The following is a 24,869-nucleotide window of genomic DNA, read 5'->3' as shown; positions in this document are numbered from 1 at the left end:
TTCTTCTCTCACTCTCTGTATGGTTCAAGGATCAAGTCGCGATTGACGATGACCCGCACCGGGAACCCCGGGCGGATAGTCAGGGTCGGCTGCATATTGAGGCTACGCCGAACGATCTGTTGGCCGGTCTGATTAAGAGAATCCCCTGCCCCACGGCGAAGCGCCTGGAGGACGGCGCTGTCACCGTTGCCGTTGCCGGCGCCAGAGCCGAACTCGGCCCCGACGCTAAGCAAGGTCGACAGCAGCCCCGCCTTAAATAGCGCGCCCCAATGATGATCGACTTCGTCCTGAAGCCCCGCATATCCCCCCGTGTCGGCAGCCGGCTGTCGCTCAAGAATGATCGATCGGCCGTTTGGCATAATTAGGCGCGTCCAGACCACGAGGGCGCGCGACTGGCCGAAGACAATTTGGCTGTCGTAGACCCCTATTACGCGCGCTCCCTGCGGGATCAGGAGAAAACGGCCGCTTGGTGAATCAAAGATATTTTCGGTTACTTGCGCCGTGATCTGCCCTGGCAGATCAGAGCGGAGACCCGTGATGAGTGCGGCGGGAATCACGGATCCGGCCTGTACGACGAAACGCGAGGCCGGCTTCGTTACGCGATCGGGGCTCGTGGTCCGGCGATCTATCGAGGCGTTGACGAAGGCAAGCTTGCGATCCTGTCCGTTCTGAACATAGGCCTCATCAGACGATGACACAGCATTCGGGGTGATCTCCGCGGGAGTGGTTGCCGCGGATGATCGAACATTCGTTGACGCAAAGACCTTGCTGGTGCGCGCGGCCTCGCTTTCCTGGTTCATTCGCTGCTGCTCGGCATCGACCGCAAGCGGTCCTGACTGAGCTTGAGCCGCAACGATGGGACGACCGAGGTCGCCGGGCAGTGGCGGCCCGAGGCGAGGCACGTCGCGCGGAATACCCGTATAGTCGCGCGGCAGTCCGGCCAAGCCATCGGCCACATTGTGGTGATCAGTGCTGTAGAGTTCTTCGGATGCAGATACCCGTGTACGATTGTTCTGCAGGGCCCAGAGGACGGCTGCTGAGACCAAAAGAAGCGCCAATGCCGTTCCGCTAGCCAAGACCTTACGCGACAGGCGCGTAACAGGCGGGCGTTCCGGGCGCAGCCGCAAAGTACGAGCAATTTCCTCAGATGTCTTCGGCGCGGTCGAATGAGGGCTGCCGGCATTAATCGTTTCGGGGCCGGTCATTGGGACCTCCCGTCGCTTCTAATGATCCGGACCCTTTGCTGGGTGTCGCCGCCAAGCCGCAGCTCCGCCGCGGCAAACAGCCGATCGACGATCAGCACATTATGATGGGCGCGGTAATTGACGATTTCGGGCTTGCCGTCCGGACCGATGACGAACAGGGGCGGCATCTCGCCTTGAACGATTCCTTGCGAGAATTCGACATAGACTTTGCGGCCGTCGTCATAGGCGCCGACCGGCCGCCAGGGCGGATTGTCGCCCTCGATGGCGTAGCGATAGCGCCGCTGCGAAGGCTCGGGGAGAACTGGCGTAGGCGGAACGGCCCGAGCCCGTGCCGTCCGATCCTCGGGATAGAACCAGGCTACCGAGGGCATGTAGGGCTTCTCACGCGAGCGCAACTCGATCAGATAGGTGCGCCGGTCAGTGTTGACCACGAGATTGGTCTCGATTGAAGGCCTCGTCGGCTTGACCATGATATGGACGCGGCGGGTGTCGCCACTTCCGCTTTCGGTATCGCCGACAACCCAGCGCACGGTGTCGCCGGCCGATACCGGACCTGAACCCGTAAGCTGCTCACCGGGCTCGAGCGCGATATCGGTAATCTGCCCGGGCGCGGCATAAATTTGATAGAGGGCGCCCGGACTAAACGGAAACACCTGCACCGCGTTGAAGTAGCCCTCCTTCCGGGGCTCAACGCGCGCGGCATCATTCGCGGTCTCAATCCGGGCAACCGGCTCCTCGGCCTCCTTCGTTCCTTTCTTGCCTCCCTTGGCTGGCGTCCACAACGGCGGAACGTGCAGTGACCGCGGACGATCCTCCGCCAATGATGGTGGATTGGGAAGCGGCGGGATATCCGTGTCGTAGCTGATCTGCCGAGGTTTGAAAGTGGTGCAACCGCTGAGCGCAACGATCCAAACAAGCAGCACGGGTCGCGCGATCTTGCTCATACGTGGGCTGGCAATTTTGGTGATCGGCTCGTTCACTGCCCAACCTCCTTCGACCAGTTGATGGCGTTGACATAGACCCCGAGCGGATTCTTGCGCAGACGATCGGCATCGCGCGGGGTTTCGATCACGATGGTGAGGATGGCAGTCCATCGCTCGGTAGCGGCAAGCTGACCGTTGTCATAGCGGCGCTCGAGCCAAGCGACGCGAAAGCTCTCCGGCGAGGCACGGATGACGCTTGATATTTCAACCGCAATCTGCACCTTGCCGAGCTTGGCAAAGGGATCGTTGACGCGAGCGTAGTCATTCAGGGCTGCGGCGCCGCGGTCCGTTGTAAAGTCATAGGCACGCAGCCAGTCATGACGCAGCACGACAGCGTCGGCCGGAAGTCCGCGCACGTCTTCGATGAAGCGTGCTAAATGGAAGGCGATCTGCGGATCGGTCGGCTGATAGGAGGGATTAGCTGGGCTGACGCTCTGCGCCTGGCCGAGGCGATCGACCTCCACGATCCAGGGCGTAACTGTGCCTCGGGTCGATTGCCAGACAAGACCGAATGCGAGCCCTGCCGACACGATCAGCGAACCAAAGGCCATCAGCCGCCAGTTTCTCGCCTGCACGCGCGCCGAACCGATGCGGTCGTCCCAAACTTGGGCCGCTTTCTGATAGGGCGTCACGGGCGCGGGCGTGCGGCCATAGTGAACAGATGGTCGCTTGAACATCACCGCTTTCCTTCCGAGAGATCGACGGAGGCACCTCCCCCAGTCTGATCGGCAGAGCGGACAGCGTTGGTGGCGGCGGACGCCCCATGACGCATGGTCTGCATGCGCTTCAAGCGCCCAGCCCATCTGGATTGAGTATCTGGAGATGAAGGACTCGCAGCAGGCTGGGCGGCGGCTTCATCCGTTGCAGCACCACCGGTTGATGCCGAGCTACTACCGGGACTTGCCGCAGCGCGACGAAGTGGGCTCGTCATGGCGGATGCGCTGGCGTCCGAGCCGCCGGACAAACCACTCGCCCGAAAAGCGCCGCTCGCACTACCCGCCAGCGTCGCAGTTCCGCGAGCGGCCCCCGCCAATGCACCGATGCTGCCTGCGGCAAGCCCAGCTCCGGCCACCACGACTCCGCCGGCAGCTAACCCCGTGCCGACGGCGGCTCCGGCGCCAAGCTGCGGACCGCCGGACACGATGCCGTTGGCGATGCCGGGCCCAAAGATCCCCAGGCCCAGCAGCGCTAATGCTGCGAGCACCAGGGCCATGGCATCTTCAATGCCGATCTGTGCGCCGCTCGAGCCCGCGGTAAACTGCGAAAACAGCGTCGAGCCGATGCCGACGATCACCGCGAGCACCATGACCTTGACCCCTGACGAGATGACGTTGCCGAGCACGCGCTCGGCGGCGAAGGCTGTCTTCCCGAACAGCCCAAAGGGGATCAGGACGAAGCCAGCGAGCGTCGTCAGCTTGAATTCAATCAGAGTGACAAAGAGTTGGATTGCCAAGATGAAGAAGGCGAGCAGCACGGTCACCCAGGCAAACAGCAGAACGACGATCTGAATGAAATTCTCGAAGAAGCTGACATAGCCCATCAATCCCGAGATCGAGTCCAGGATCGGCCGTCCCGCATCGATACCGACCTGTGCAATCCGCCCCGGGCGCAGGAATTCAGCCGAGGACAATCCTGTGCCAGAGGCCTTGAGGCCGAGACCGGCAAAGCTCTCGAAAACGATGCGGGCGAGATTGTTCCAGTTGCCAATCAGGTAAGCGAAGACGCCAACGAACAGCGTCTTCTTCACAAGGCGAGCGATGATATCCTCGTCAGTACCCCAGGACCAGAACAGGGCGGCGAGCGTGATATCGATTGCGGCCAGCGTGGTCGCGAGGAAGCCGACTTCGCTTCCGAGCAGCCCGAAGCCAGAGTCGATATAGCGCGTAAACGTTTCCAGAAATCGGTCAATGACGCCGGTGCCACCCATGGGATTACTCCCGTTCTGGTGTTGCAACGGGTGGCCAGCCCTGAGGAAGACGATCGAGATTCTTGGGTTGCGCCAACGCCGGTGCCGGACTGTTTGATTGAGCATCGGCGGAAGTAACGGATGGCGTCTTCTTTGATCCCAGGAAGCGCCGGCGGTTCTCCGCCCAAATCAGACGGCACTCCTGGAGTTCTGCCACCTGCTCGGAGGTGACCTTCCGGCAGTGTTCGAGTTTCGCACCAAGCGGACTGGTTGCGCGGGATGCTGACGATCGCGCTGGTGGACTGTCACCATCACCGCGAAGTTGGATTGTGCAGGCCGCGACAACCAGGAGGGGTACGACAGCTGCCGTGATCACAAACATCATGCGCTTGAATCCATCACCTCTGTTCATTGGTGAAACATCCGAACTGTCGAAGGCTGATAGCCTCGACCGGATGCGAGAAAGCGACGAAGCTGCTCCCTGCCCTGGTCCTGGGCCGCAGTACGCTGGGCAGTTTCGAGATTTTGCGCCCGTCCCTGCGCGGCAACTGCTGCCGTAAGATCGGCGAGCTGCTGCGCCTGCAAACCAAGAAGCTGATTCCCGGCCTGGCTGGCTTGCAGGGCGCCGGTCGCGCCCTGGCTTGAGCTGACGAGGGCCGACATCTCTTTGCGGTGGATGTCGAGATTGCCGACCACGGTCGCCTGAACGCGCAAAGCATCCTGCAAACCCACCACCGAATTCTGCCAGCGTGTTTGCGCATTCGCGATCAGCGCTTGATCTGACGCGTTCGTCGATGCTGGCGCATAGGTCGTCGAGAACGCTCGATCGATCTGCTTGATATCGTGGGCAATGCGCTGGGTCTGGGCGAGAAGTTGCTGGGTTCGCTGGATCGATTGCTCGAGCTGCTGCAGCGAGGAATACGGTAGGCTGGCGAGATTCTTGGCCTGGTTGATCAACATCTGCGCCTGGTTCTGCAGCGAGGTGATCTGGTTGTTGATCTGCTGCAGCTCACGCGCGGCCGTGCGCACGTTCTGCGCATAGTTGTTGGGATCGAACACGATCAATTGCGCGGATGTTGGCGAAGCGGCACCTGCGATCGCAATGGCGAGCGCACTCACTGCTGAGAGGTGACGGCGACGCATCATGACAAACCTTCCTGCTTGATGAGACCGGGAACGAGATCGGCGGCCCAACCCAGCCCACGCGCGGCGAGCCATCCGGTGACAAAGCCGTCGGGGCCATGTTCGGCCAGCACACGCTCGATCATTGCCTGATCGGACTTTGATGAAGCCGCGCTGAAGGCGAGCGCGAATTCCTCAAGACCCAGTTCGAACAGGCGATTGCCGCGCCGTGACTGGCAGTAGTAGTCGCGTTTGGGTGTGGCGCGCGCCAGGATCTCGATCTGCCGGTCGTTGAGACCGAAGCGCCGATAGATAGCCGTAATCTGTGGCTCGATTGCCCGTTCGTTCGGAAGGAACAGCCGCGTCGGGCAACTCTCGATGATGGCAGGCGCAATTGCGGATCCATCGATATCCGAGAGCGATTGCGTGGCGAAGACGACGGAGGCATTCTTCTTGCGCAGCGTCTTCAGCCATTCGCGGATCTGACCGGCAAACCCTTCGTCGTCGAGCGCGAGCCAACCTTCGTCGATGATGAGCAGCGTCGGCTTCCCGTCCAGCTGCCCCTCAATCCGATGAAATAGATAGGACAGGACCGCCGGCGCGGCGCCGGTGCCGATCAACCCCTCGGTTTCGAACACCTGGACCGAACTTGTTCCAAGCCGTTCGGTCTCGGCATCGAGCAAGCGCCCAAACGGGCCACCGAGGCAATAGGGTTGAAGGGCCCTTTTCAGACTCTGGGACTGCAGCAGCACAGACAGGCCGGTCAGCGTGCGTTCGCCCGCGGGTGCCGAAGCCAGCGAAGACAGTGCCGACCAAAGATGCTCCTTGGCTTCTGGCGTTATGTCGATCTTTTCGCGGGTAAGAATGGCTGCGATCCATTCCGCGGCCCAGCCGCGCTCGGCCGCATCGTCGATCATGGCAAGCGGCTGCAGCGCGACCGGTTCGGAGGCGCTATCGGACAGTGCGCCGCCGAGATCGTGCCAATCTCCCTTCATGGCAAGCGCCGCGGCCCGGATCGAACCGCCGAAATCGAAGGCAAAGACCTGGGCGCCGGCATACCGTCGGAACTGCAGCGCCATTAGCGCAAGCAACACGGATTTGCCTGCACCGGTCGGACCGACCACCAGCGTATGTCCGACGTCCCCGACGTGAAGGGAGAAGCGAAACGGTGTGGATCCTTCCGTCCGCGCAAAGAACAGTGGCGGTGCGCCCAGATGGGCGTCCCTTGCCGGCCCTGCCCAGACCGCGGACAACGGGATCATATGGGCGATGTTCAGGGTCGAGACCGGAGGCTGGCGGACGTTGGCATAGACGTGGCCTGGCAACGAGCCCAGCCAGGCTTCGACCGCGTTGACCGTCTCGACCATGGAGGTGAAGTCACGCCCCTGAATGATCTTCTCGACCAGGCGCAACCGTTCATCCGCGGTGCGGGGATTCTCGTCCCAGACCGTAATCGTTGCGGTGACGAAGGCTTCGCCGACAAGATCCGAACCGAGTTCCTGCAACGCGGCATCGGCGTCGATGGCTTTGTTGCTGGCATCGGTGTCGATCAGTGACGACGCTTCGTTGGTCATCACCTCTTTGAGGATTGCGGCAACGGATTTCCGCTTGGCAAACCACTGCCGCCTGATCCTGGTCAAAAGTTTCGTTGCGTCCGCCTTGTCGAGCATGATCGCGCGGGTCGACCAGCGATAGGGAAACGCCAACCGATTGAGGTCGTCCAGGATCCCCGGCGTGGTCGCGCTTGGGAACCCGACAATCGTAAGCACGCGCAGATGTTGGTCGCCGAGCATCGGCTCGAGGCCGCCGGTCAACGGCTGATCGGCCAGCAACGCGTCGAGATACATCGGAATCTCGGGGACACGGACGCGGTGGCACTTGGTCGAGACGCAAGCGTGCAGATAGGTCAGGGTCTCGCCGTCATCGAGCCACCGGCAGTCCGGCATGAACCCTTCGACCAGTTGCAACACGCGGTCGGTCCGGTCGACAAAGCCGCGCAACGCCTCGTGAGCGTCGGCAGCCTGACCGCGCTCCCGTCCCTCATAAAGGAAGCGCTCAATACGCGCTGTATCTTCTGCCGGTGGCAAATACAAGAAGGTGAGAAAGTATGCTGATTCGTAGTGAGCTCCCTCCTCCTCAAATTGGGCTCGGCGTTCGGCATCGACCAGGGCCGAGGCGACATCTGGACAACTGCTCGGCGGATAAGCGTTCGACTGATATCTCTGCGCTTCCACGAACACCGCCCAGCCTGAACCGAGGCGGCGAAGCGCATTGTTGAGACGGCCGGCAACGGCAACGAGCTCTGATGGCACGGAGGAATCAAGATCGGGCCCTCGAAAACGCGCGGTTCTCTGGAAAGATCCGTCCTTGTTGAGGACGATGCCTTCGTCGACGAGTGCGGCCCATGGCAGGAAATCTGCCAAGCTCACGGTGGAACGTCGGTATTCGCTGAGGTTCATCATTACCTGCTCATATGTTCAGATGGGTGGGGATACGCAGATGCCGCCTTGCGACTTCGACAAACAGCGGATCGCGCTTCGCGGCCCAGACGGCGGCGGCATGGCCAAGCGCCCAGAGCAGAAGGCCGGCGATCCACAGCCGCAGGCCCAGGCCGAGCGCTGCGGCCACCGTGCCATTGAGGATGGCGACGGCCCGCGGGGCGCCACCGAGCAGGATCGGTTCAGTCAACGCGCGATGCACCGGCGCCGCGAAGCCTTCAACGGGCCCGTCCATCAGATCAGGACTCCGCCGCCGAACGAGAAGAACGCCAGGAAGAAGCTCGACGCCGCAAACGCGATCGACAATCCGAACACGATCTGGATCAGACGCCGGAAGCCGCCGGACGTGTCGCCAAAGGCGAGCGTAAGACCCGTGACGATGATGATGATCACGGCCAGGATCTTGGCGACCGGTCCTTCGACCGATTGCAGGATCTGGTTGAGTGGCTGCTCCCAAGGCATGTTGGAGCCGGCGGCGCGGGCGCTCGAAGCAGCTAATACAGTCATGACAGCCGCGGCAGCGCTCAGCACCGCGCCTTGAAAAATGACGCGTTTCATGGTCGACCTCCTTGCAGTCGAATGAGGTAGTCGCCGTCGGGCTTTAGGCTCTCGACGCGCGCAAGTTCTGCCAGCCGCCGATCCACGCCGCGGCCGGAGAGAACAGCAATCACATCGATGGTTTCCGCGATCAGCGCCCGCGGCACTGTGATGACCGCTTCCTGGATCAGCTGCTCGAGCCGGCGCAGCGCGCCAAGCGCCGTGCCGGCGTGAATGGTGCCGATGCCGCCGGGATGGCCGGTCCCCCAGGCCTTCAGGAGATCGAGCGCCTCGGCGCCGCGCACCTCACCGATCGGAATCCGGTCGGGACGAAGCCGCAGCGAGGAGCGCACGAGGTCCGAAAGCGAGGCGACGCCATCCTTGGTACGCAACGCCACGAGGTTCGGCGAGCTGCATTGGAGTTCGCGTGTATCTTCGATCAGCACGACACGGTCGGTCGTCTTGGCGACTTCGGCCAGGAGGGCATTCGTTAGCGTGGTCTTGCCGGTCGAGGTACCGCCCGCCACGAGGATATTGCGACGCTCTCGAACCGCTTGGCGGAGCGTCTCGGCTTGAACTTCCGCCATAATCCCGGCGGCGACATAGTCTTCGAGGGTAAAGACGGCGATCGCAGGCTTCCTGATCGCGAAGGCCGGTGCGGTTACCACCGGCGGCAGCAGGCCCTCGAACCGCTCTCCGGTTTCCGGCAATTCGGCTGAAACTCGCGGGTTTGCCGGATGAACCTCGGCGCCAACGTGATGGGCAACGAGCCGCACGATGCGCTCGCCGTCGGCTGCAGCAAGGCGCTCGCCGGTATCGGCGAGGCCCCCCGATAGCCGATCGACCCAGAGCCGACCGTCGGGGTTGAGCATCACCTCAACGATGATGGGATCGTCGAGCCAAGCCGCAATCGATGGTCCGAGCGCGGTGCGCAACATACGCGCACCACGCGATATCATCTCGGACTGGAAGGAATGAATTGCCACGATCGCCCCCAACACGCCGAGTGCAAACGGGCTCGACGACGGGGATCAGTAGAAGAAGCAGACCATGCGTCCGCGCAACCAGATCAGATCGGGCGACGTGTCGTAGCGTAGCAAAAGAAACAAGTGGCGTAGTCACTTTTGCGGAACGATTGGCGAAGCCTGGGCCGGCTCGATGTCGAGCGAGATTTCCTGGGCAAGGGTCTGGCCCCTGGCCAGCCGGCGCCCGAGTGCCTCGACAAAACCTTCATACCGCTCCCGTCCCTTGGTCTGCGCTGCGGGTTGCGCCGTGTCGGGCAGCGGCGGCGTTGCCGTCAGCCAGAACCGTACGAACAAGGCCAGCGCCTCATTCGAGATCGTGATGTGACGCTCGAGCCGCTCAACGTGTCGGGCCAACCGGTCAAGACGACGGCCGAGCGCAGCCTCCATCCGCTCGGAATTATCCGGCGACAGGAATGAAGCCAGCGCGGTCTCGACGACAAGCGCCTGAGGCACTCGCTTGCGGCTCGCATGATCGGCGAGCTTTCCCGCAAGGTCCGGAGGCAAGCGAAACGTATGTTTTGTCCGCAATATCTCACTCCCTACAGTTCCAGACCGTCGCCCGGGTCCATCGAGGCCTGGCGCGCGAGGCCGGGTCCATTCGTGCGCATCACGCGGGCCCGGACGGCAACACCGTCATCCTCTTCTTCCGGAAAGTCGAACTCGGTCGGAGGCTTCGAGACTTCAGCCACGATATCTTCATGCCCAGGGAGGCCCGGCTCGCGACGAATGCCGGAATTTGCGGGGTCATCGACGGGTGGCCGAGCGCCCGACACGGATACCGGCGTGGGCACACTCCTATTCGCTGGGGCGGGCAAGCGGCTCCAATCGTCCGTCGGTGCGCTCCCCTCGCGGTCGAGAGGCTCTAATTTTGGTGGTGGCAGCACACGTTCGGTCAGACGTGGATCCTCAAAATACCTCGCCTTCCTGCCGCGGATCGGTGGCACGCCGGACACCAGCACCAACTCGTCCTCGAATGGAAGCTGCATCACCTCGCCCGGCGTCAGCAACGGCCGTGCCGTTTCCTGCCGCGAAACCATGAGATGGCCGAGCCAGGGACTTAGCCTGTGGCCCGCGTAATTCTTCATTGCCCGCAGCTCAGTTGCAGTCCCGAGCGCGTCCGACACGCGTTTGGCGGTGCGCTCGTCGTTGGTCGCAAAGGAAACGCGCACATGACAATTGTCGAGGATGGCGTTGTTCGGCCCATAGGCCTTTTCGATCTGATTGAGAGATTGGGCAATGAGAAAGCTCTTGAGGCCATAGCCGGCCATGAAGGCAAGCGCCGACTCGAAGAAATCGAGCCGTCCCAGCGCCGGAAACTCATCGAGCATGAACAGCAGTCGATGCCGGCGGCCCTTGGCCTGGAGATCTTCGGTCAGGCGGCGTCCGATCTGGTTGAGGACCAATCGTACCAGCGGCTTGGTGCGACTGATGTCAGACGGAGGCACAACGAGATAGAGCGTCGTTGGCCGTTCGTCCTCAATGAGATCCCGAATGCGCCAGTCGCACCGGCGTGTTACCTGGGCAACGACGGGATCGCGATAGAGCCCAAGGAACGACATCGCGGTGGATAGCACGCCTGATCGCTCGTTCTCGCTCTTGTTCAGTAGCTCCCTCGCCGCGGATGCGATCACCGGATGTGTGCCGGCTTCACCAAGATGCTGCGTCGTCATCATTGCGCGAAGCGTGGCTTCGATCGGACGTTTCGGATCGGACAGAAAGCTCGCGACCCCGGCAAGCGTCTTGTCCTGCTCCGCATAGAGGACGTGAAGGATGGCTCCAACCAGCAAGGCGTGGCTGGTTTTCTCCCAGTGATTCCGTCGTTCTAGCGACCCTTCGGGATCGACGAGCACGTCGGCGACATTCTGGACGTCGCGAACCTCCCATTCTCCTCGTCTTACTTCCAGGAGAGGATTGTAGGCCGCACTCCCTGAATTGGTTGGGTCGAACAACAGCACCCGGCCGTGTTGGGCACGAAAGCCTGACGTCAGGGTCCAGTTTTCACCCTTGATGTCATGGACGACGCAACTTCCCGGCCAAGTCAGGAGTGTGGGAACAACAAGTCCGACGCCCTTGCCGGATCTGGTCGGTGCGAAGCAGAGCACGTGCTCCGGTCCATCATGCCGCAGATATTGTCCCTCGATACGCCCGAGGATTACGCCGTCTGCCCCGGCGAGGCTGGCACGTCGAATGTCAGTCTGGTTCGCCCAACGTGCAGAACCGTATGTGGCCGCTGTCTCCGCCTCTCGAGCTCGCCATACCGACATCGCAAAGGCGGCTGCGATGGAGATGAATCCGCCCGACGCAGCGACGCAGGCGCCTTCGACGAACACTCCTGGCGCATAGGCATCGTAGGCATACCACCACCAGAAGAACGCCGGCGGAAGATAGATCGGAGCGCCCGGTATGAGTTCAAACCAGGGGTGGCCGAGCTGGGGTTGATAGCCGAGCCGCCATGCCGTCCACTGCGTCGCGGCCCACGTCGTGAGCAGCACGATGGTCAAGACGCAGGCGATCTGGCCCCAAAGTATTCTGGTTGCGGACATGGCTGAGGAATCAAGATGAGTAGGGATTGGCGGCGCACTTCGCCTGGCGCCTGCTCTTGCGATCCTTCAGAAATGGCTGCCTAACCCCAAGCTCGAACGCCTGCGGTGGCTTGAGGGCGAATGCGTCAAATCCGTTCCCCCTCGTTGAGACGTTTCGCGACGGGACAGAGGTTAGAGCAAACCAGATCGCAGCCGCGATCTGAAGGCCGACGTTGAAAGCAAACGCGGTCTGGTAAGCTATCTCAGGATAGTGCCCATCTGTGGGAGCCCAGAGCTGAACCACCAAGCCCGTCATATATTGCACGACAAACGCGCCACCGATGTGGAAGAGGTTCAGCGCCGCATTGGCCCTACCCGCCAGTTCGGTGGGGAAATACTCGGTCAGGATCGCGTAACTGAGGACAGTTCCAGCACCGACCGCCGCCACGACGATCCACGGGACATACGACGGGAGCGGCAATCGCAGGATCAATGCCAACTGGGCCGCGATAAAAATCATGGCGACAAGGCGCAACAGCCCCCGCGGTCCGACACCACGTCGGCGCAACCGATCGACCGCGACGCCCCACAAGAGCGCGCCCACACTCAAGGCGATTGCCATGACAAGCAAATGCTGGAGCAATTCCGGCCGGTCGAAGCCCTCGACATCGCTGAGCCATGGCGCCGCCCACAGTCCCTGCAGCGCCCAGGCCGTTCCGATGCAGGTCGCCGAAAGTGGGGCTAAGCGCCAGAAGCGCGGGTCTGCGTAAACCGTCTTTAGACCGCCGGTGGTTGGCGTCCCCGCCCCCGATATGGCTGCCGGCATATCCGGGACGACAAGATAGATGACAAGAGCACATCCGGCCGAGGCAATCGCGAGCAGTTCAAACAATCCTCGCCAGCCCATCGAGAGCAGCAGGAATTCCGCAGGCAACGTCGCCGTCAGGGCACCCAACGCCCCCAACATCACCATCAGCCCGTTGAGCAGTGGTACACGTTCCCTGGGAAACCAGAGCACGAGGGCTTTCAAGCCAGCCGTCAATGATGCGGCGACACCAAGACCGATCAGCGCTCGGCCGCCGAGCAGCAGCCAAAAATTGTCCGAGACAGCAAATAACGCCGCGCCCAAAGCTGCGGCGACCAGCACAGCACTTTGGATCCGCCCCGGACTATATCGGTCCAACAAGATGCCAATCGGAATCTGGGCGGCCGCAAAAGTCAGGTAGTAGACAGACGTCAGCAGGCCTAGATCGCCAGCGCCAAGGCCAAACTCCCACGTCAAAGCGCCGGCGACCGTCGCATTGATGGTCCGGAACAGAAACGAGAGGTAGTAAGCAGCAACGAACGGCAAGAACACGCACAGAATCAGACGCCAATTTTGCGCCAAGCCTCCGATTCGTCGGCGCCCAGTCTCACGGCTATGCGGTCTCGGTGCGCCGACAGTTTGCCCCCTCGCAAGCGATTTACTGCAAGGGTATTCCTGCCTTCCCTGGAAAGTTGAACAAGCTACCGCCCTCCCGGACGGCAGCGGATGACTCTGCTTTGCTGCCAACCAGACTTGACGCGGGGAGAGCTGGCTTTTGAACTGGGGAGCATCTCTGCGCCGCCGCTCCACCGAGAGCAATCGTCGCAGTGTCGCGCTTCGTCGCGCCGAGCCGATCCATCGTCTCCTGCATCAGCGATGTTCCCAACTGAACTCGGCGCCTGACCTGTACAGCAAGTTCATCGAAACGCTCGGACCCAAGCACGCAGGCGGCGCGTTGGTCCGCTGCAGGAAGCACAGGCGTCACGGCGAGATGGAAGCGCGCCTGAAGGGCGACGGTCTCATTTATGATTCTGACACCGCGATCGAGTTCTTCGAGTTGGCGGCTCATTAGGGAAAGGCGACGGTCTACCGGGAGATCGTTGGTGTCATCGTCGGCGCCGAAGAACTGAGCGAGGGCAGCCTCAACGAGCGCCGACTTACTTGTGCCGGGACGTTTGGCCGCTGCTGCCAACCGCGCAGCCATTTGTTCCGATAGGTAAACGCCTATTCTGGGTTTCATGATGGACCTTGCGCCTGCGTTACGCATCCGATGACTTTGGCTGCCGAAGTTTCGTTCGGTCGCCAACAACGTGGCCTACAAAGGGAGGCACTCGCGTCTTTGGGCAACCGCTCAACCGCGGTTGTCGTATGTTTGGATAGATCCGCGTACAAAAACTGATCAAGCCCGTGTGCGATTTGGAGCGACGGTGGATCGAGGTATCATGGGCTCGCGCGATAAGGCCGGGCGTGGCTTGCCGTCAAACGCCGAGACCGATTTTCCTTTCAAGGCTCCAGGTCACTCGTCCCCCTCCGGTTGCGACACCCGATACCTCTCGACCGAGATGCCGCTCCAATGCCGGTCGCCAGGGCACGAGCTGGAAGCCAATTCCATCGTCAATCATGGCAAACCGGCCCGACGCCAGCATCAGGCGTTGACGATAGGTACCAGCCACATGCTCCCCCTCGGAACAGGGGCGATGAAGCAGCCCGGTCTCGACTGAAAGCCTCGAGGCTGCGGTATCAAGGTCCCTTTTTCTCAAGGTGTTGAGCAGATCGCGAGCGAAGATGACTCGCTGCCCTTGCCGCCGCGCAAGGCCTTCGTCCACGAGATGATCGATCCGGCGCTCCATCGCATCTCGTGCTGCGATACCAAATCCGGTGCTGCTGATCTCCGAACCTTTGGCAATCAACTGCCGGTCGATCCATGTCGCTCCCTGCGCTGTCACCTGCGCCTCAATACTGAGATCCGACCGCGTCGCAAGCGTGAGATGCTTGCGCCCCTGCGCATCGTCATATGTCCGCGCCTCCACGATTGCGCCGGGCGCGGCATCGCCGGTCATTTCGATATCGGTGAACCTGATGTGATGCGTTCGTCCATCGATGCCCTCGATGATCGCATAGGCTGAGCCCTTTAGTTCGTCGTGTAGCCCGCGCTCAACGAGGCGGCCGACTACCGCATCCGCCGGCGCGTCGCCGTGCAGGGCAAAGCCTGAGACATCCGGCTCGCAGTGGAATCCGCTCATCGCCCGATGCATCGTCTTGATGATGTCGCCCCGAATTGATAGATCGCGAAGTGTGTCCTCCAGACCGGGCTTCAGCGTCCAGCACCCCGGTTCGATTTGCTCCGCGAGGCCCAGTCGTTCAAGTTTGGCCACTCGGCCAACCATGAGCCGTCGCAGCTCGGGATCATTTTCGGAGATGTGAGGCCGCAGGTTGGCGATCCCTGCCCCGTCGTCGGTGGCGTTGCGCAAAGCCCTGTCGAGGTTGGTCCAACGTTCAGCTGCTACTTCATTCTCCAGGGCAGATCGAATTTCCTGCTCGCTACGCGGACCGAGCTCCAGCGTGGCACGCTCTTCGGCCCGGGCTCGAAACCCCCGGCTGATGTAATCACGACTGATAACGAGATCCCGACCGTCATCGGCACGCCCGCGGATCAGAACATGGACGTGAGGATTGTCGGTATTCCAGTGGTCGACTGCGACCCAGTCGAGTTTTGTGCTGAGATCCCGCTCGGCATCTGCCATCAATTCGCGAGTGAACGCCCGAAGATCCTGCATGTCGGGTGCATCCTCGGGCGAAACGATGAAGCGGAAGTGGTGGCGATCGTCCTCACATCGCTCGGCAAACGCGCGCTCGTCGGCCACGTCGGACTTCGCATCGAACAGACGGGCGTCGGCGCCATCACGGGAGACGCCATCCCGCTTAAGGTAAGTGACATGCTTGGTGAGCGTCGCCGAGCGGAATCGATGTCCGCGATGCCTCACCACCCGCGCCTTGATCACGACCCGACGCGACGGCGATCGGAGCGACAGGGCAAGTGCTGCGGAACGACCTCGACCGAACCGAGAGCCGGTATTGCCTCCTTGCCTGCCAAAGCCTTTCCCGGTGTGACCGGCCTTCCTGGCGGCCCGCATGACCTGACCAACAAAGCTCTTCGGCTTGGCCGCTCCTCGCCCTCCGTCGCGAATACGGCCGGGTCGGATATGCAGGTCATTGTCGCGCGGATTCACCGTCGTCCCCAAGAGCTCGGGATAAGCGATGGCTCCGGAGCAACTGCTTTTTCTGACATTTTGGCAAAAGCGCCGGCAGGCGATTTCACGCGATGCTCCGTAACCCCTACTCTCCCAACCAAAAACGCACGACGGCAGTCGGCGCTTTTATCTCGCCGTCCGTGGTTGATATCTCCCTGCTCCTCCTGCCTCACATCAGAGGATGCGATATCCTGCGACAGGCTGCGATGAAGCACGATTTGGATCATTGCGATCTGATCCCTCGGGCAAGGCCCACGAACAGGTTGCTCGACTGCGGTATAAGGGCCGATAGGTCGAGCATCGACCTGAGGATCGCAAGGCTGCCATAGTGCCCTCCGCATCCGTCAAGAGCGAAGCGCTGACGGTCGCCTCCGGCCACTAATCTGCGGCACGGCGTGCGAAAGCTGGCCGGGACGGAGGAATGGTCCGCGCTTTGGTCGAACGGAAGGGAAGCGGAAGGCTTACAGTTTTGCGTCACGATTACTCCTTCTCACCAGTCCAAAGAGGCTCCGCCCGTCCGACGATCGCGCTTGCCGGCAACACCCCGAAATATCGCCCATCGAGCGAGTCCGCCGACTGCCAATTCATGAGGAAGACCTCGCCATCGGCGACGACGTGGCAGCCCTGCCAGACGGGCAGCGGGCGACCGCGGCTGTCATGCTCGCGCGCCACCCCCATCTCAGTCTTGTCGACGGTGATCCTGAGCTCCTCCCTGCACACGGTCTGCCCAGGAAGCGCCAGCACACGCTTCAGCATGGGAATGCCGCGCGGCAGAAAGCGGCCATCGGCGAGGAAGGTTGCAAACGGTTCAGGAGGTTCGATCGCGACAAGTTCGGTGACGAACAGTCGGTCGGTTGGCTGTAACCCGTAGAGGCCGATGGGAACGCTTTCGGAAGCGTTCCAGAGAAACCTGGGAACCGGTCTCGCCGCGATCGATGACAGCACAGCGGTTGCAGCCAACAGCACTGTCAGGAGTGTCATCACGCGGCCCGTCACGGCGCGATCCGCCGACGATGCAGCCAGGCCTGATGGCGCGAGCGCGTGTAAGCGCGAGGCACTTCGTTGACGGACACCCGGTTGTGGACGTGGTGCCAGTAATCCGGGGCCGCGTCAGCGGGGTCGATGCCGAGCGCCTCGATGGCGTCGACAATCTGCAACACGCGTTCGACCTTGGGCCAGCCTGACAAGCGCAACAAGAGTTCGCCGCCTGGTCGTACATACGGCACAGTCGCGCAGCGCTGGCCCGGCGCGACAGCCCGCAGGATATCGACGCGCGAGATAACGGTGCCGAAGTCGTTGGAGGCCCAGCGCACGAACGCGAAGATGCTACCCGTGGCGAACGACAGGATCCGCCGTCGCTTATCGAGAATCTGCTCCTCGGCAGCGTGGCCGAAGCGAATCCAGTTCTCGATGCGCTTCTCCAGCCAAAGGAGTTCGACATGAGTGAGGTCGCTCATCCTGCTCCTCCCTGGCAGGAGAAGTGTCGAGCCGGGAAGCCGGCAAGATGCGACGAAAGAGCACGGTTATTGCCCGCTCCCCCGCTGCAATGTTGGGCAGCGATCATCGTGCCGGGGGAGGATGCTGGACACGACGCTGGAAATGGAATCCTCAGAGGTGTGCGATTTCTGTTGAGCCTGCTCGTGGTTCGGCCTCTGGATCGCGAATCCAATTCGCGAATCCTTGAGCCGTTCCGCGAAACCTCGCACCAGTTCCCGAAATTTCGTCCGCTGACCACCGCTGTGGAAAACGCGCGCTCCGTTAGAAAGAATCCGCAGGATTCCAGGTTAGTAAAGTTACGAGCGCGAAAAGAATTTGAGCGCCAGAACGTTACGTTCGATTTCGGTCCCCGAAAGGACGAGGATCGGGTCCCCGATGGCACGCGAGTTCTCGTCCCCGATAGCACGAAATGATTCACAGCTTGTGCACCGATGCAGTTTGGAGCCCGCGACGGCGTGGAGCGGCCGTGAGCGGATCGACAGGGATGGGCGTGAAGTTGAGGCGTTCAGCCCCTCTAAGGCCGCGGTCGATAACGAGGCGATAGCCAGGCAAGGTCTGGCGGCGGACGATCTCCCGGAGATCGTATGCAAAATGCTTCAGCGGCGAGAGGCTGCCAGACTTGGCGTGCAGATGAACGAAATCGAAACTCCAGCCGCCGGTCTGGCGTCCGCCGTGCTTGCGCACGAGCCGATAGAGCCAGCGCTCCAGGCCGCCGGTCAGGTCGAAATACGCACGATCAATGGTGAGTACGAGTGCTTCATCCAGCACACCGGCATAAAACCAGTCAGCCAGGATCAGCTCCAATCCGCGTGGCCGGCCGTGCACATCTGCCGTCTCTTTCCATTCATTGATCCAGGAAAAGCGGTGCCGCCAGCGTTCCGTCGGCTGGCGGATCGACGTCATGACGGTCGTCGATTGCAGCCGGTCGAGCGCAGCTTTTAGCCGGTCATAATCGCGGGCGCTGGTGCCGCGGCCGACGAAGGTCAGGATTTCGTACGGTGTAGCCGCCATCAGCCGCGATGTCTTCAAACCGGCGTCGCGGGCTTCGACAATCTGCGAGGCCGCCCAGATCAGAACGTCCGCATCCCAGATGGTCGCCATGCCGTGCTCCGGCACGGCCTCGACACGAATGGCGATCTTGCCTGCGCGAAAGTCGATGGGAACGATGCGCCTGGATTTGGCCAGCGAGAAGAACGGATAGGCCATGAGATCCTGCGCATCGCGGGCTGCGAGATGGCCGGGAAGCGCACGGAACAGGTCGAGTTGCTCGCGTTCTGAACGGTGTCTGCGTGGCATCGTCACTGCGCTCCCGTGGCGATCAGCGACGCGTCTGGCCGGCGTAGGGGCGCAAGGCCACCGCATGGCGTTTGGCGGGTAATACCGTTCCGGCACCAGGATCGGACGTCGAGGTCTTGGCGCCTTGGTCCGCCCACGCCTTCAGATCCTCCAGGGCATAGACTACGCGTCCGCCGAGCTTTCGATAGGCGGGGCCGGTACCGTAGGTTCGGTGCTTTTCCAGCGTGCGGCCTGAGAGACTGAGGAATCGTGCAGCTTCGGGCGTGCGCAGGTATCGCGGCGGCAATCCGGCGTTCGGGTCGGGCATCTTCGGGGCTCCGTGATCTCGTGGAGCGCCGGCGGGTTCGGCGGCGCGTCTGGGGTCACGATGGCGGAGCAGACGCGCGAAGGGGGATGCCGAAGATGAGGGGGTGGAATTTCGATACCCCTCGGAATGATCGCCTACTTCTTGCGGCGCGATTGGCGGAGCAGGTCGCGATAGCCGCCGCGCATCAGTGCAAAACCGGCTTGCACCAGACGGATGGTCCGATTGCGGAGATCGTGAGTTTTCCAGGCCCGCTCGGGGATACGCTTGGCGCCGAATAGAACGTCGGCAATCACGCGGTAAGTATTGCCGTCCACTCGCGCATCGAGTGCGCGAAGGGCCAACGCCAATCGGTGGCGCCGTGCCGGCGACAAGGTGTGGAATGGTGGACCGGGCGCCTTGCCGCTGAGCGTGCGCCAGAGTCGTCGGGCGGCATGCGCCCGCATCTCGAAATCATCGTCCAGCGGCAACTCGACGGCGTAGGTCGAGGAATTCAGCGGCGGCTCTTTCAGCCAAAGCCGATGCTCGACACCACGCAAACGAAGCAGCGCGTGCCAGCCGTCCGGCGCGCGCCGAATCTCAGCGCCAGAGAGAGCGTTCAGATCAAGGCTTAAGGACTTGCCGGGCGAAGACGGCAGCGCCTGGCTCAGGGGGACTACCGTCGACAGGGCTTCCGGCGCCCAAAAGACGATTTGCTCGTGGAAGGACCCGTCGGGGTCAGCCGCGAAAGCAGAGGCCCCACCTCCTCCTGAAATCAGCAGTTACGGCGGAATCGTGGCCGGCGATCTCATCATGATCGCGCTGATAGTCGGGATTGCGGCGCAAGCACTCCCATGCGAAGCCGGTGATCTCGGCATCTTGTGCTCGTTCATAGGCTTCCGGCGACTCCCAATCAAAATCGGACATTTGCGTCCTACTCCGCGTGCGCGCCAAGAATTGCGCCGGGATGATCCTCACGCTTGAGGGTTGCAGCTAGTCCCTGATTTTGCATCGCGCGATGCAACCACCGTGGCTACGATTCTCGCCGTCGGCAACCTCTCAGCCGAATTCTTCTAGCGAGAGGCGCCGCCGCGCAACAAATGGCGGTAGCCATGTTCAGTCATCCATTTGGCACGAGCCAAATGGCTTTCGAACGCATGTCGCGCCCGATCGGGCTCACGATCCGGGTTAATGTGCAGGACGATCTTCGCGACTTTGCGCCAGTCGGCACCAGCCGCGTCGGCGTCGAGCAGGCGCATGTACGTAATCATGTGCTCCTCGTCGTAAATCGTCAGCGTCGTGTCATCTGGCGCGCTATCGTCGACGTCAGGATCGAGGGGCGGTTTCTGCATGAGATCCATTCTGGAATGCCAATGAACTCTAGGCATAGTTTGGCCGCAATCCAGACGGCCAGAGCCCTTAATAGCAATTTGTAATGATGGTGTTCGAAAATCCTATCGAACGGCGGCAGCGGCGATTCCCGCTCGACAGGATTGGCTGTTCATGAATATCACACCTTGAGACGAATAGGAACGATCGTTCCTAGAACGATCATTCCTATTCAGGCTCCCATGCCGCCATGGATCTCAAGGAGATCATGGCAGTGAACCTGCGTCGGAAACGCCACGATCTGCAAATGACGCAAGAGGAACTGGCCGAGCGCGCGGGCTTAAGCGCCCGTTACGTCGGCGCGATCGAGCGCGGTGATGTGTCGGCAAGCGTCACCGTGCTCGGCCAGATTGCGGAGGCACTGGGAACCGAACCGGGAGACTTGCTCAAGCGGTCTGGGCGGGCCACCAGATCGTAGGTCGCAATCCTGGCGTACGGGTTCTCACCGCGAGGCCGCAGAGTTCCTCCGGCGGCGATCTTCATCGAGCGGCCGTAGCAAGCCCGCCGAAAATTTGAATTTTTCGCTGCGGCCGGCCCCGGTCGCCCGCATCAACTTCTAGGCCGGCATTTTTGGTTTCGGCTGCGGCGAGGCGGCGCGCAATCACAAGGCGGAAGTACAGCGCCCCGCTCGATGAGCGGGGCGTTGCACTCCGGGTCTTGCTCAGTCCCCGTTGGGCTTGCGGCTGCGGGACCAGATGAGGGTGTAGGTCTCGGCGTCTTCGTCGTCGAAGAGGTTGGCGTAGATCGGAGCGTTGAAGCTCGGGTCGTCCAGCTTGACCGAGAGATAATCGCGGCCCTCGCTGGAGCGCTTCGACCAGGCGGCCCCGATCTCGGCGCGACCGACGTAGACCCGGTGGCTCGGTGCGTTGTCGTTGGTTCGATCACCCTCGGGGACGATGCGGACGCCCTTGGTCTGAAGGCTCAGGGTAACGATTTCGCCCTGGAATTCCTGGCCGGATTTCTTGAATGAGCCGATGTTAGCCATGTCACTTCTCCTTGCTGTTTTCGAGCTCCGCGACCACCGCGGCCTCGATGGCGATCTGAGAGCCGAAGGCGATCGACGCCGCACCCGTTTGGGCCGCAGCGCAGCGGAGGATGGCGGCGGGGAGACTTTCTTGCCTCGCGAGGAATGGGCGAAGCCCAGGGGAAGAAAGTCTCCCCGCCGCCATTGCGGTTCAGGCGATCGAGGCGCAGCCGGCCTTCGGCCAGATCAAGCCTATGAGAGGCCAGGTGTTCGCGTGCGTTGAACAGCATCTTGGAGACGTGCCAGCTAGCGATCGGCCCACACAAGAGGCCCAGCGTTCCAGGCGAGCAAAGAGAAACCCTGGCGTGCAGAAAGGGTCGCCACTTGTCGCCGCGCAGACAGAATCCAACGCAGGCGCCGCGACGCACCGGATCGTAGTCGCTCAAAGAGATTGCCCCGCTCAATCGAAGTGTGTGTGGCACCGCGACATCGCTGTCATATTGACAGGCTGGCTATTCGCGCTGATCCCGACCGAGAAACGACGGATCCATGAAGTCACCTGCCCTTGGGTCACTGCCCCAATCGGTGACTGGGCTGGGCCCGGGCAACACTCCCACCCGGAGGGGGCTCAGTCAGGACCGACACGCGCGCCCAGGCGGTGCACCCGACGGTGATGGCGCCGAAAATGGCGAACACCTCCCGCCACCAACCCGGGGGAACCCCAACATGAGCAAGGGCGAGGGTCGCATCGTAGCCGCCGCGTGCCGCAGGAAGCGCAAATAGCAGCCCGATGACAAGGCGGACAACGGGAGAACGGGCGACGGAGAAAGCGGACTGCCCGACGACGAGTGCGAAACCGGCCATAATGAAGCCAACGACGATGGCACCGAACGGACCTGCTCCGGCTTGAAATGAATAGATCCCCACGGTCATGCCGACGAAGAACGGCAATGCATGGGTTGCGAGCCCGAACAGTGCCCAGCAGAAGATGCCGAGCCCGACGATATTAAGAAGAACGCCAATGATGAGCATGGTGATGGTCCCCGTGACAAGGGTTGCAAGGGTCGCGCCTTCCACCACCACCACGGCGCCGTCCTGGGAATAGCCGATCCCGTGCCCGTTTGGAATCCCCTGGGGTCGACTGGCGAGCCAAGTTTCGGTTCGACGGGCGGAGTGAACACGTGGGGGCCCAGTTCGCTGTTTCGGTGCAGAGCGGACATTGCCGCTCCGCCGGTTCGATGGATAGCAGCTCAAACTGAAGATGCGGTGGCGCTTACGCGCCGCCGTCGCCGAATTTCCAGACGGGGATGCCGAGCTTCCGTGCCTTGTCAGCCAAGTTCTCCTGAATGCCGGTGCCCGGGAAGGCGATGACGCCAATAGGCAGCACATCAAGCATCTGATCGTTGCGCTTGAACGGGGCTGCCTTGGCGTGTTTGGTCCAATCGGGCTTGAAGGCGATTTGCGGAACTTTGCGGTGGTCAGCCCAGCGGGCGGCGATACGCTCGGCGCCCTTCGGCGAACCACCGTGCAGCAGCACCATGTCCGGATGCTTGGCGTGGACCTGATCGAGCTTGTCCCAGATCAGGCGATGATCGTTGCAGTCGAGGCCTCCGGTGAAGGCGATCTTCGGCCCGGCAGGCAAAAACACTTCGGTTTCGGCCCGGCGTTTGGCGGCGAGGAAGTCGCGACTATCGATGACAGCCGAGGTCAAGGCGCGGTGGTTCACCATCGAGCCGCTACGGGGATGCCAGTGCGATCCGGTGTGGCTTGCGAAGTGGTCGGCCGCCTGGTCGCGAAAGTATTCCATGCTGTTACGCCGCTCGATCAGTGTCATGCCCTCGGCAGTGAGACGCTCGAGTTCAACCGAGCGGATTTCGGAGCCATCCTGGTCTCGTTGGCTGCGCTTCTGCGCCTGTTCGTTGTCGTCGAGTTCGCGCTCGATGCGCTCGTTGGCGCGGTGGAAGAGATTGACGGTCGACCACAGTAGGTCCTTGAGGTCGGGTTCGAGGCGGGTTTCGCTCAAGCTCGCGATGAGTGCGTCGAAGATGTCGGCAACGGCGGCGGCGACGATACGGGCTTCAGGCAGCGGTCTTGGGTCGGGTTCGTCCTGGAAAGGGCGGTAGCCGTGAAGCTGGAGTTCGGTAAGGACGTGATCAGTCGGGGATGTGGCGTATTGCTGCTCGTAGTCGGTCTCGGTGCGCTCGATCGTCATGGCAGGCTTTCCTTGGTCGGATTGGTCGCGCTCATCGCGGCCTTCATGGCGACGAAAGGCGGCGGGCGGACCGGACCTGCACCGCCGAGCAGAGCGACAGCGGCCGTAGCGAAGCGAAGGATGGCGGGAGCCGGCTATTTTGCCTCGCGATGTAAAGCGCCCTTTGGGGCGCGACGGAAAATAGCCGGCTCCCGCCATTGCTTGGCCGGACCGCTTGCCGCAGAGTCGCCCTCTCAAGAAGGCCGTGAGCGCGGCCCTCTCCGAACAAAGAGAAGCCTGAGGATTGACCGCGCACCGTCGGGGCGGAGTACCAGCCTGATCCCCTCTTCCCGTCTAAACCCCCGCGATCAAGAACCGGCCAACGTCCTCCAGGGTGAGCTTGATGCGCAACGCTGCACGTAGCGCGTTGATGTCAAGATTCCGCAGATCCTCGTTGAAATCTCCACATTGCGGCGACAGCACCATCGCCTCGATCCCGGCCGACTGCGCCCGGTCGAACAGTCCTGCCACCGCGCCATCGCCCGCCCGATCGTCGTCACGGACGATATAGAGTCGGCGCAGCGCTGCCGGAAACAGGATGGCTGCAAGATGCGCGGCCGAGAGCGCTGCGACCATCGGCATGCTGGGCATAACGCAGCGGAGCGACAGCATGGTCTCGATACCCTCGCCGGCAGCCATCACGTCGCCAGCCGGACCGAAACGAACCGCGTGCCCGAGAAGGTAACCCATGGCCCGGCGTGGGGTATCGACCGGTGCCTTGTCGCGCCCTGACGGATCGAGCCATGTGCGGTGCGCGCCGGTGATGTGGCCCTGAAGATCGGTCACAGCGGCGATCATCGCGGGCCAGGTTTCGGTCGGGGAATCTGCCTCGGGACGATAATAGCAGCGTGGATGGAACCGCAGACTGCCAATGCCATGCAGCTGAGTGATGCCGCGCCCCCGCAGATAGGTTTCCACGAGCGTCCCAACAATTGGTTTCGACATAGCGAAGAGACGCCGCGCCGAATCCGGTGAGCCGGTCGGCGCAGGAGACCCACGCGGTCGATAGTCCGATTCCGGTTCGGATCGCGGTAGGTTCAGGAAGCGTCGCGCTTCCTCGGTGACGTCGTGGAAATCGACCAGGCCGCAGCTTTCGCGGATCACGTCGAGCAAATCACCATGTTCGCCGGTTGCCGCGTCGGTCCATTTGCCGGCCGGGCGGCCACCGATGTCCCCGCCTTTCAGGCGGACGAACATCGAGCGGCCTGACGTGTTCCTGGCGTCGCCGACCAGCCAGTAACTGCCGACGCGACGCCCGTTAGAGAGATAATGACGGCACACCGCCTCGGCCTCGCGCGCGAGGCGATGCGCCAGCTCTGCTGCATTGCGCAGCAT

General features: G+C 62.1%; 27 protein-coding genes. 1 reads left to right on the top strand and 26 read right to left on the bottom strand.

The window, feature by feature from the left end; genetic code table 11:
• Positions 1 to 8: 8 nt before the first annotated feature.
• The 22 genes from AC0QUY_RS27750 to AC0QUY_RS27645 form a co-directional block, all read right to left on the bottom strand.
• Positions 9 to 1,205 (bottom strand): TraB/TrbI/VirB10 family type IV secretion system protein, encoded by a 1,197-nt coding sequence (locus tag AC0QUY_RS27750; RefSeq protein WP_475389374.1) that lies wholly within the window; start codon positions 1,203 to 1,205, stop codon positions 9 to 11.
• Entirely contained in the window at positions 1,202 to 2,149 is a 948-nt protein-coding gene (gene trbG / locus AC0QUY_RS27745; RefSeq protein WP_475389432.1) for a P-type conjugative transfer protein TrbG, read from the bottom strand. Before trbG ends, AC0QUY_RS27750 begins: the two co-directional genes overlap by 4 nt.
• Before the next feature lie 32 nt (positions 2,150 to 2,181).
• The gene (gene trbF / locus AC0QUY_RS27740) at positions 2,182 to 2,865 is read right to left on the bottom strand and encodes a conjugal transfer protein TrbF (RefSeq protein ID WP_475389373.1); all 684 of its coding nucleotides are present in this window, start codon (positions 2,863 to 2,865) and stop codon (positions 2,182 to 2,184) included.
• Positions 2,865 to 4,115 carry a P-type conjugative transfer protein TrbL gene (trbL, locus tag AC0QUY_RS27735; protein WP_475389372.1) on the bottom strand — a complete coding sequence of 417 codons (1,251 nt, stop codon included), beginning with the start codon at positions 4,113 to 4,115 and terminating at the stop codon, positions 2,865 to 2,867. Before trbL ends, trbF begins: the two co-directional genes overlap by 1 nt.
• 4 nt (positions 4,116 to 4,119) lie before the next feature.
• Positions 4,120 to 4,476, bottom strand: a complete 357-nt coding sequence (gene trbK-alt / locus AC0QUY_RS27730) for a putative entry exclusion protein TrbK-alt (protein WP_475389431.1) — start codon at positions 4,474 to 4,476, stop codon at positions 4,120 to 4,122.
• Between the two features lie 26 nt (positions 4,477 to 4,502).
• On the bottom strand, positions 4,503 to 5,240 hold the full coding sequence (gene trbJ, locus AC0QUY_RS27725) for a P-type conjugative transfer protein TrbJ (protein WP_475389430.1): 738 nt from the start codon (positions 5,238 to 5,240) through the stop codon (positions 4,503 to 4,505).
• Positions 5,237 to 7,678 (bottom strand): conjugal transfer protein TrbE, encoded by a 2,442-nt coding sequence (gene trbE / locus AC0QUY_RS27720; RefSeq protein WP_475389371.1) that lies wholly within the window; start codon positions 7,676 to 7,678, stop codon positions 5,237 to 5,239. The genes trbJ and trbE overlap by 4 nt, the downstream gene beginning before the upstream one ends.
• Positions 7,679 to 7,685: 7 nt before the next feature.
• Positions 7,686 to 7,949 (bottom strand): VirB3 family type IV secretion system protein, encoded by a 264-nt coding sequence (locus AC0QUY_RS27715; protein WP_475389370.1) that lies wholly within the window; start codon positions 7,947 to 7,949, stop codon positions 7,686 to 7,688.
• Positions 7,949 to 8,221, bottom strand: coding sequence for a TrbC/VirB2 family type IV secretion system protein (locus AC0QUY_RS27710; RefSeq protein WP_475389429.1), 273 nt, complete (start codon positions 8,219 to 8,221; stop codon positions 7,949 to 7,951). Before AC0QUY_RS27710 ends, AC0QUY_RS27715 begins: the two co-directional genes overlap by 1 nt.
• A 47-nt stretch (positions 8,222 to 8,268) precedes the next feature.
• Complete coding sequence (gene trbB / locus AC0QUY_RS27705; protein WP_475389428.1) at positions 8,269 to 9,189, bottom strand: P-type conjugative transfer ATPase TrbB; 921 nt, start codon at positions 9,187 to 9,189, stop codon at positions 8,269 to 8,271.
• Positions 9,190 to 9,369: 180 nt separating this feature from the next.
• Complete coding sequence (locus AC0QUY_RS27700) at positions 9,370 to 9,804, bottom strand: CopG family transcriptional regulator (RefSeq protein WP_475389369.1); 435 nt, start codon at positions 9,802 to 9,804, stop codon at positions 9,370 to 9,372.
• Between the two features lie 11 nt (positions 9,805 to 9,815).
• Positions 9,816 to 11,819, bottom strand: a complete 2,004-nt coding sequence (locus AC0QUY_RS27695; protein ID WP_475389367.1) for a conjugal transfer protein TraG — start codon at positions 11,817 to 11,819, stop codon at positions 9,816 to 9,818.
• Between the two features lie 10 nt (positions 11,820 to 11,829).
• Entirely contained in the window at positions 11,830 to 13,185 is a 1,356-nt protein-coding gene (locus AC0QUY_RS27690) for an MFS transporter (protein ID WP_475389365.1), read from the bottom strand.
• Positions 13,186 to 13,261: 76 nt separating this feature from the next.
• Positions 13,262 to 13,843 carry a ribbon-helix-helix protein, CopG family gene (locus AC0QUY_RS27685; RefSeq protein WP_475389364.1) on the bottom strand — a complete coding sequence of 194 codons (582 nt, stop codon included), beginning with the start codon at positions 13,841 to 13,843 and terminating at the stop codon, positions 13,262 to 13,264.
• A 238-nt stretch (positions 13,844 to 14,081) separates the two neighbouring features.
• Positions 14,082 to 15,833, bottom strand: a complete 1,752-nt coding sequence (locus AC0QUY_RS27680; RefSeq protein ID WP_475389363.1) for a relaxase/mobilization nuclease domain-containing protein — start codon at positions 15,831 to 15,833, stop codon at positions 14,082 to 14,084.
• 501 nt (positions 15,834 to 16,334) lie between these two features.
• Positions 16,335 to 16,850 carry a S26 family signal peptidase gene (locus AC0QUY_RS27675; protein ID WP_475389362.1) on the bottom strand — a complete coding sequence of 172 codons (516 nt, stop codon included), beginning with the start codon at positions 16,848 to 16,850 and terminating at the stop codon, positions 16,335 to 16,337.
• The gene (locus tag AC0QUY_RS27670; RefSeq protein WP_475389361.1) at positions 16,847 to 17,311 is read right to left on the bottom strand and encodes a DUF2840 domain-containing protein; all 465 of its coding nucleotides are present in this window, start codon (positions 17,309 to 17,311) and stop codon (positions 16,847 to 16,849) included. The genes AC0QUY_RS27675 and AC0QUY_RS27670 overlap by 4 nt, the downstream gene beginning before the upstream one ends.
• 454 nt (positions 17,312 to 17,765) lie before the next feature.
• Positions 17,766 to 18,647, bottom strand: coding sequence for a replication initiator protein A (locus AC0QUY_RS27665; RefSeq protein WP_475389359.1), 882 nt, complete (start codon positions 18,645 to 18,647; stop codon positions 17,766 to 17,768).
• 22 nt (positions 18,648 to 18,669) lie between these two features.
• On the bottom strand, positions 18,670 to 18,954 hold the full coding sequence (locus AC0QUY_RS27660) for a helix-turn-helix transcriptional regulator (RefSeq protein ID WP_475389358.1): 285 nt from the start codon (positions 18,952 to 18,954) through the stop codon (positions 18,670 to 18,672).
• 134 nt (positions 18,955 to 19,088) lie between these two features.
• Positions 19,089 to 19,490, bottom strand: a complete 402-nt coding sequence (locus AC0QUY_RS27655; RefSeq protein ID WP_475389357.1) for a DUF2285 domain-containing protein — start codon at positions 19,488 to 19,490, stop codon at positions 19,089 to 19,091.
• A gap of 178 nt (positions 19,491 to 19,668) precedes the next feature.
• A complete protein-coding gene (locus AC0QUY_RS27650) occupies positions 19,669 to 19,857 on the bottom strand; it encodes a transcriptional regulator domain-containing protein (protein WP_475389356.1) in 189 nt (62 codons plus the stop codon).
• A 146-nt stretch (positions 19,858 to 20,003) separates the two neighbouring features.
• Positions 20,004 to 20,282, bottom strand: coding sequence for a DNA -binding domain-containing protein (locus AC0QUY_RS27645; protein WP_475389427.1), 279 nt, complete (start codon positions 20,280 to 20,282; stop codon positions 20,004 to 20,006).
• Between the two features lie 227 nt (positions 20,283 to 20,509).
• Here AC0QUY_RS27645 and AC0QUY_RS27640 point away from each other — a divergent pair, with 227 nt between their 5' ends.
• On the top strand, positions 20,510 to 20,737 hold the full coding sequence (locus AC0QUY_RS27640; RefSeq protein ID WP_044592761.1) for a helix-turn-helix domain-containing protein: 228 nt from the start codon (positions 20,510 to 20,512) through the stop codon (positions 20,735 to 20,737).
• A 243-nt stretch (positions 20,738 to 20,980) separates the two neighbouring features.
• On the opposite strand, the gene AC0QUY_RS27635 is transcribed toward AC0QUY_RS27640, so the two are convergent.
• From AC0QUY_RS27635 to AC0QUY_RS27620, 4 genes are all read right to left on the bottom strand, one after another.
• Positions 20,981 to 21,304 (bottom strand): DUF736 domain-containing protein, encoded by a 324-nt coding sequence (locus tag AC0QUY_RS27635; protein WP_475389355.1) that lies wholly within the window; start codon positions 21,302 to 21,304, stop codon positions 20,981 to 20,983.
• A 549-nt stretch (positions 21,305 to 21,853) separates the two neighbouring features.
• Positions 21,854 to 22,369, bottom strand: a complete 516-nt coding sequence (locus AC0QUY_RS27630) for a hypothetical protein (protein ID WP_475389353.1) — start codon at positions 22,367 to 22,369, stop codon at positions 21,854 to 21,856.
• A 187-nt stretch (positions 22,370 to 22,556) separates the two neighbouring features.
• Entirely contained in the window at positions 22,557 to 23,495 is a 939-nt protein-coding gene (locus AC0QUY_RS27625) for a DUF2493 domain-containing protein (protein WP_475389352.1), read from the bottom strand.
• 333 nt (positions 23,496 to 23,828) lie between these two features.
• Positions 23,829 to 24,869 (bottom strand): DUF7146 domain-containing protein, encoded by a 1,041-nt coding sequence (locus AC0QUY_RS27620; RefSeq protein ID WP_475389351.1) that lies wholly within the window; start codon positions 24,867 to 24,869, stop codon positions 23,829 to 23,831.

The sequence above is a fragment of the Bradyrhizobium sp. WYCCWR15520 genome, from assembly GCF_056174665.1.
The sequence above is the reverse complement of the archived record's forward strand: the minus strand, read 5'-3'. Positions and strand labels throughout refer to the sequence as shown.